Raw genomic sequence first — 7402 nt, 5'->3', positions numbered from 1 at the left:
GCCTTTCAAGATGTTGGACTCTCTGATTTATGGTTTAGCGGACAGTAATAATTGCCATATTAGACTAATTTGCCCTATTAGACCTATTAGCCTAATTAGTCCAATTGGTCTAATAGGGCAAATAGCCGGATTTCAGAAAATCAGTGCGAGAGGGTGACTTTGGCTCCGGCCTTGGCGGTGAAGGCTATGGCGTCAGGGCCGAGCACCGTGGCTTTGGCACCTTTGACGCGGCAGCTGCCGGCGCCGGGGAACTTCACCGTGCACGGATTGCCGTTTAGCGAGGTGATGACCGCCTTGGAGAGCTTGCCACCGGCCCATGACGCATCGACCTCGAAGCCGCCGCGTGCACGCATGCCGCTGAAGCTGCCGTCGGACCAGTCGTCGGGGAGAGCGGGGAGCAGGTCGATGCTTCCTCCCTGGCTTTGGAGGAGCATCTCGGCCACGCCGGAGGTTGCGCCGAAGTTACCGTCGATCTGGAACGGCGGATGGGCGTCGAAAAGGTTGCCGTAGACACCACCAGCGCCACCGGGCTTGGTGAGCGACAGGCAGCTCGACAACATGCGGTGGGCATGGTTGCCGTCGCGCAGGCGCGCCCAGAAATTGAGTTTCCATGCGCGGCTCCATCCCGTGCCCTCGTCGCCACGGGTGTTAAGTGTCACCTTCATGGCATCGACGAGCGAGTCCTCGCGCTCCGAGCGCCCGGGCACCACCTGCGAGCCCGGATGCAGCCACACCAGATGGTTGACGTGGCGATGAGTGCCCTCGTAGCGCCCTGTCTCAGCATTCCAACGGCCGTCGCCGGTGAGGTCCTTGCGCACCTCGTCCTTCCACTCCATGAACTGGCCACCCTTGCCGATCTTGGGCATCGACATGCGGCTCTTCGCCCCGGCGATCTCCATGATGTCGGCGTCGCCGCTCTTGCCGAGCACTCCGGCGGCCTTGATGACGGCATCCATCATCTCATACACGAGCCCCTGCGAGGATGTGCACCCCAGCGAGAATGCCCCGTGCTCGGGAGAGTATGACGGGTTGACCACGAGAGTGCCGTCGCGCTCGTCGGTCCAAAGAGCGTCGACCCAGAAGAGCACGGCATCCTTCATCGTGTCGAAATTGCGGCGCAGGAAATCCTTGTCCTGGGTGAAGTTGTAGTATTCCCATATGTCCTGGCACATCCACACGGCACCCTCCGGATATAGGCTGTATGAACCCGAGGCGGCGGGAGCTGTGTTGCCCCAGATGTTGGCCTCGTGGTTGGCCACCCATCCGCGCACGTCGCCACCGTCGGGACGGCAATGGTAGTGGCGTGCCGTGATGCGGCCGCGCGGCTCCATAGAGCGGATATAGTCGATGAGAGGCACGTGGCATTCGGCGAGGTTGGTCGACTGCACGGGCCAATAGTTCATCTGCACGTTGATATTGGTATGGTAGTCGGCATTCCACGGATTGTTGAGGCTCTCGCCCCACACACCCTGGAGATTGGCGGGGAGCGATCCCGGACGCGAGGAAGCTATCATCAGATAGCGCCCGAACTGGTAGTAAAGCGTCTCCACATAGCGGCGTACCTCCTCCGAAGCCGTTCCGGCCATCATGTCGGCGAGCCACTTGTCGGTGTATCCACCGGGGACGGCGGTGCTCCCGCCAAGGAGCAGCTTGTTGCGGTCGTATAGCGACCGGTAATCGGCCACGTGGGCAGCACGCAGCTTCTTGTAGCTCTTACTGCGGGCGGCATCGACACGCGCCGAGGCCTTGGCCACCGGATCCTCGTCGGAGAAGAAATCGAAGGTCTCGTCGGTGCAGAGGCGGTAGTTGGTGGCCGCCGACATGGTGAGCACGATCTCCTTCGCGCCGGAAATCACGAGCGAGTCGCCCGAAGCCTTCACGTCGCCGTCGGTAGAATGCACGTCGAGCACCTGCGCGAACTTCAGGCAATCCTTCCAGTCGGGGTTGGTGCGCTCACGGCTCGGCGTGGGCCATCCGGAGAGGGTGATGCGGCCGTCTGCGGCGGTGAGCGTGTAGTCCTTATGAGGGGTGTCGATGCGCACGCTGCGCGTCATAGGCTTGTCGGAAACGATGCGCACCATCATCACGTTGTCGGGATAGCTCATGAAATATTCGCGTTCGCACTCAGCGCCCGCGGCCTTGTATTTGACCGCGTGCAGCGCATTGTCGATGTCGAGCGAGCGCTCGTAGTCGGAGTATTGCGCCGGAGCGGCGAGGTCGGCGATGCGTATGTCACTCACTGTCTGATACGACCCGAAATGGTCCTTCGTGCCGAGCAGGTTGGCCACATAAGTGTCGTAGAGGCCGCTCTCGTCATACTCCACGGCATCGTCCACCTTGCCGGTGCGCTCATAGAGGGAATTGTCCATAGCGTTCATGCGCCGCTGCAGTTCCTTGCGGAAAGCCTGGAGCATGGCATGGTTTTCTGCGGGAGTACGCAGGTGTCCGCCATCGTAATCCTTGTCCTGTCCCGGGCCTCCCGACCATAGCGTATGTTCGTTGGTCTGGATCACCTCCACAAACGGCTCGCCATAAATCATGGCGCCCATATGCCCGTTGCCAATTGGAAGAGCCTCCGATTCCCACACCTTCGCGGGAGAGGCGTAGACGGCACGCATAGGTGCCTGCTCTGTAGTGACCGATGTAGCCTCGACCGACCCGCATGCGCCTACCGCAGCAAGGCCGACAACACCGGTAATCAGCATTTTACTCATGTAATTTTTGTTTAAGCTATAATTAAATCGTTCCGATCAGGCAATCTGCTTTTCTGTAGACGACACTAATCTCCTACCCATACAACGTCCCACCACCTCCAGATATTGCCCATAAGGCTGCAAAATACGAACCAACCATAACCGTCAGACCGGTCTGACTAGTCCGACGGCGGGGTGGAAGGGCGGCCGGTGCGGTAGCTTACCCGTGCGCGATACATGCGCTCCTTTATGCCTCCATCCCTGAGAAATTGTTCCTGTTGCCGTTCGATAAGCCGCCTCAACATGTAGGTGGTCTGGTTGATCAAGGTGATGCACATGTTGCAATATTCCTCCGCATTCATTGTCGAGGCATACCGCACAGGGTCGTTCATGAACACATCACTCCTGAGATAATCACGCAGACGCAATGTGCGCGGGTGCGCTTTGTCCCATAACCGGAGGCCGTTATGCCTTAGATAATCCTCATAATCAAGCTGAAGCTCTTCAAGTGAAGCCTTGGCAACGTTAGTCAGTTTGATTTCTGTTCCTTTGGAAGTCATAGAGGCCTTGCTCCCTTCGGCAATGTTCTGTTTGCCGCTTCTTGCAGCCTGCTCCATCTGATCGACGGTGCGGCTGCCCGGTCTGATGAATCGCTTCACGAAAACGGCTGTCAGCTCATGGATGATCTCCGTGAGCCTGAACGCCCTTAACTGTCGATAGCCGCCGCTCTTTGGAAGAAAGCCGTTCATTGATTTATATTTGAGGATAAGAGGATTTTACCGTTCACTGCCATTTTCAATTGAAAACAGTCGTATCGCAAATTTACATTATCTCTCCCATAAACGCAACAGTCAAAGGAAAAAGCCGCAAAAAAAATTACAGACGCGGGCCTGCGCGGACAAGGCAACCCGGCTCAGTCGGACGAGTCAGACGGGTCGGACCTGTCCGACTGGTCCGAATTGTCGGACCTGTCCGACGAGGTGGGGCTGTCTGAATGGACTGAGTATCGAAAAATATGCAATTTGTGGAGAAAAAATTTGGAAAATAGAAAAAATATGCAGATATTTGCAGTGTAACAATCGGCAAATTGCATAAACCAATTGCCAAATTGCATAAATAATGAATACAAGTTTCTGCATACACAGCAATTATTGGTGGCGCCTCGATGGAAAAAATCGATGGCGGCTCTGATTGTATGCGGAAATCCAATATACAACGGGGTAACACACAATAAGGTAATTACAGATTAACCGATTGCCGTCGATTGAGCGAGTCTCGCATCGACGGCTTTTTATTTTGCCGTATCCAAGCAAAACCGTCGGGTAGAATGACCGCACTCAAGCCACAGGATTCACTCAAGCCACAGGATTCACCCAATCGACAGAACCAGTCCAAATCGACAGGCTTCCGTGCAAACCGGAGACTCCGCCAAAACCGCAAGCTTCTCTGAAATCACTAAAATTCTCAAGGACAAAATAAGAATACATATATAATAATGAAAGCAAGCATATCCCACAACCGATTTTCCGTGGATGAAAAAGGCTACTACGGACGTTTCGGAGGCGCATACATCCCCGAAATCCTCCACCGCAACGTGAAGCAGCTCGAAGAGGCATTCGACCGCTACCGCGACGACGACGAGTTCAACGCACGCCTCGACCACCTGCTGCGCGACTACGTAGGGCGTCCCTCCCCGCTCTACCATGCCGAGCGCCTGAGCGAACGCTACGGCGCCGACATCTACCTCAAGCGCGAGGACCTCAACCACACCGGCGCCCACAAGATCAACAACGCCATAGGGTCTGTGCTTCTGGCGCAGCGCATGGGCAAGCGCCATATCATAGCAGAGACCGGCGCCGGGCAGCACGGGGTGGCCACGGCCACCGTATGCGCCCTTATGGGCATGGACTGCACGGTGTTCATGGGCGCGGTCGACGTTGCCCGCCAGCAGCCCAACGTGCAGCGCATGAAGATGCTCGGCGCGCGCGTAGTGCCGGTCGAGTCCGGCAACAAGACCCTCAAGGATGCCACCAACGAGGCCATACGCTACTGGTGCTGCAATCCCGACAGCTTCTACGTGATAGGCTCCACCGTAGGCCCGGCGCCCTACCCGCGCCTCGTGGCACATTTCCAGTCGGTGATCAGCCGCGAGATGAAGCGCCAGCTGCTGGAGCAGACCGGCAGCGAACTGCCCGACGCGGTGATAGCATGCGTGGGTGGCGGGAGCAACGCCGCAGGCGCTTTCTACCATTTCATCGACCGGCCCGAGGTGCGGCTCATAGCCGCCGAGGCGGCAGGACTGGGATGCGACACCGGCATGACGGCGGCCACGATAAGCACCGGCTCGGAAGGGATAATCCACGGCGCGCGCACGATGGTGATGCAGACCGACGACGGACAGATCATCGAACCCTACTCCATCTCCGCCGGACTCGACTACCCCGGCATCGGCCCTCTCCACGCCCACCTCGCCGAATGCGGACGCGAAGAGGTGGTGGCCGTCACCGACCGCGAGGCGCTCGACGCCGCCATGCTGCTTACACGCACGGAGGGTATCATCCCCGCCCTTGAGTCGGCCCACGCGCTTGCCGTGCTGGAACGCATCCCGTTTGACGCGGGGAGCACCGTCGTGGTCAACCTCTCGGGCCGTGGCGACAAAGACATGGACACCTACCTGTCGCATCTGAACGACTGACATATCCACCATCTATAAACGACTGACAATGAAACTATATATCAACTCCCGCACCATCCCCGCCGACCTCCAGACCCCGGTGGCCGTCTATCTGCGCCTGCGCGACCTCTGCCCCGAGTCGGCCATCCTCGAAAGTTCCGACTACCACACGAGCCACAACGCCCGGAGCTACGTCGGAGTAGAGCCTATAGGCTCGTTCCGAGTGGCCGACGGAAGGGTCACATGCAGCTATCCCGACGGCACTGTCGAGCGCACCGACGGTGTGGCCGGACGAAGCGTGGTCGGGATGCTCAAGAACTTCATCGGCAATATCAGCGTGGAGGGCGGTACGTCGCCCGGCATGCTCGGCTTCACCGCCTACGACGCCGTCAGATACTTCGAGAAGGTCGGCATATCGAAGCGCGAGGAGCGCTTCGCGGCGATCCCCGACATCTGCTACATACTCTTCCGCTACGTGGTATGCTTCGACCATTACCGCAACAACATCACCATCGTGGAGCACACGACAGACCCGGACACCCCATCGGGCATCGACACAATCATATCGATGCTCCACAACAACAACGTGCCGCAATACTCCTTCCATGCCGAAGGTGAGCCTCACCCCGTCACCGGCGACGACGACTATTGCCGCATGGTCGAGCAGGGAATAGCTCATGCACGGCGCGGCGACGTGTTCCAGGTGGTGCTGTCGCGACGCTTCGAGCAGCGCTACATCGGCGACGACTTCAACGTGTACCGCGCCCTGCGATGCGTCAACCCCTCGCCTTACCTTTTCTACTTCGACTTCGGGGGATTCCGCATCTTCGGCTCCTCGCCCGAGACCCACCTGCGAGTGGAGAAAGGGGTGGCTTACATCGACCCGATAGCAGGCACGTTCAGGCGCACCGGCGACGACACCCGCGACCACGAGCTTGCCGCCGCCCTCCTGGAGGACGAGAAAGAGAACGCCGAACACATAATGCTCGTGGACCTCGCCCGCAACGACCTGAGCCGCAGCGGAGGGAAGGTCGAAATCGACTTCCTGCGCCATATCAGCTACTACTCCCACGTGATCCACATGGTGTCGCGCGTCAAGGCCACACTTCCTCCCGACACCGACACACTGTCGCTGCTCGCCGACACCTTCCCCGCCGGCACCCTCAGCGGCGCGCCCAAGGTGAGGGCCATGGAGATCATCGACGAGCTTGAGCCTCACTCGCGAGTGGTCTACGGCGGCTGCATCGGACAGATCGGATTCGACGGGTCGCTCAACCAGGCCATCATCATTCGCAGCTTCCTGAGCCTCGACGGCACGCTCTACTCGCAGGCCGGTGCAGGGATAGTGGCACGTTCGGTGCCGCGCAGCGAACTCCAGGAGACAGTCAACAAACTCGGCGCCCTCGCCGCAGCCGTCGACTACGCGGAATCATTCAACGTCTGACCCCAAACACATACACGCACATGAAACTTCTTATTCTCGACAACTACGACTCGTTCACATACAACATCGTGCACGCCGTGCGCTCGCTCGGCATCGAACCGGAGGTCAGGCGCAACGACGAAATCACCATAGACGAGGCCACACGCTACGACAAGATAATCATATCCCCCGGGCCGGGCATACCCTCCGAGGCGGGAATCCTCCCGCGGCTGATCGACGCATGCGCCGGCGAAAAACCCATGCTCGGCGTATGCCTCGGCCATCAAGCCATAGCCGAGCATTTCGGGGCACGCATCTTCAACATGCCGCAGGTGTGCCACGGGATAAGCTCCGAGGTGGAGGTCGTAGCCGACGACTACATATTCCACGGGCTGCCCGAACGCTTCCGCGCCGGACGCTACCACTCCTGGGCCGTCGACGAGGCTTCGCTCCCCCCGTCGCTCGAAGTGACGGCACGCACAGCCGACGGCACAGTCATGGCCCTGCGCCACCGCACGCTCGACATCCACGGCGTGCAGTTCCACCCAGAGTCGGTGCTTACACCCGGAGGGTGCACTATCATCGCTAATTTCATCAACCGCTGATCCGACC

5 protein-coding genes are annotated in these 7402 nt (G+C 58.9%); 3 read left to right on the top strand and 2 right to left on the bottom strand.

Features of this window, described 5'->3' with window-relative positions; genetic code table 11:
* Positions 1 to 140: 140 nt before the first annotated feature.
* Positions 141 to 2714: a glycoside hydrolase family 95 protein gene (locus tag QZ303_RS03560; protein ID WP_295729190.1), complete on the bottom strand. Its 2574-nt coding sequence runs from the start codon at positions 2712 to 2714 to the stop codon at positions 141 to 143.
* Positions 2715 to 2872: 158 nt separating this feature from the next.
* On the bottom strand, positions 2873 to 3442 hold the full coding sequence (locus tag QZ303_RS03555) for a four helix bundle suffix domain-containing protein (protein WP_295729188.1): 570 nt from the start codon (positions 3440 to 3442) through the stop codon (positions 2873 to 2875).
* Between the two features lie 746 nt (positions 3443 to 4188).
* On the opposite strand from QZ303_RS03555, the gene trpB reads away from it, so the two are divergent.
* The 3 genes from trpB to QZ303_RS03540 are packed head-to-tail and all read left to right on the top strand — an operon-like array spanning position 4189 to position 7395.
* The gene (gene trpB, locus QZ303_RS03550) at positions 4189 to 5388 is read left to right on the top strand and encodes a tryptophan synthase subunit beta (RefSeq protein ID WP_295729186.1); all 1200 of its coding nucleotides are present in this window, start codon (positions 4189 to 4191) and stop codon (positions 5386 to 5388) included.
* Positions 5389 to 5416: 28 nt separating this feature from the next.
* Complete coding sequence (locus tag QZ303_RS03545; RefSeq protein ID WP_295729184.1) at positions 5417 to 6811, top strand: anthranilate synthase component I family protein; 1395 nt, start codon at positions 5417 to 5419, stop codon at positions 6809 to 6811.
* A gap of 20 nt (positions 6812 to 6831) precedes the next feature.
* Positions 6832 to 7395 (top strand): aminodeoxychorismate/anthranilate synthase component II, encoded by a 564-nt coding sequence (locus QZ303_RS03540; protein ID WP_295729181.1) that lies wholly within the window; start codon positions 6832 to 6834, stop codon positions 7393 to 7395.
* Positions 7396 to 7402 lie beyond the last annotated feature (7 nt).

Source organism: uncultured Muribaculum sp., assembly GCF_910583865.1.
GTDB lineage: Bacteria > Bacteroidota > Bacteroidia > Bacteroidales > Muribaculaceae > Muribaculum.
Note: the sequence above shows the minus strand (reverse complement) of the source record. Positions and strands in the feature narration are given on the sequence as shown.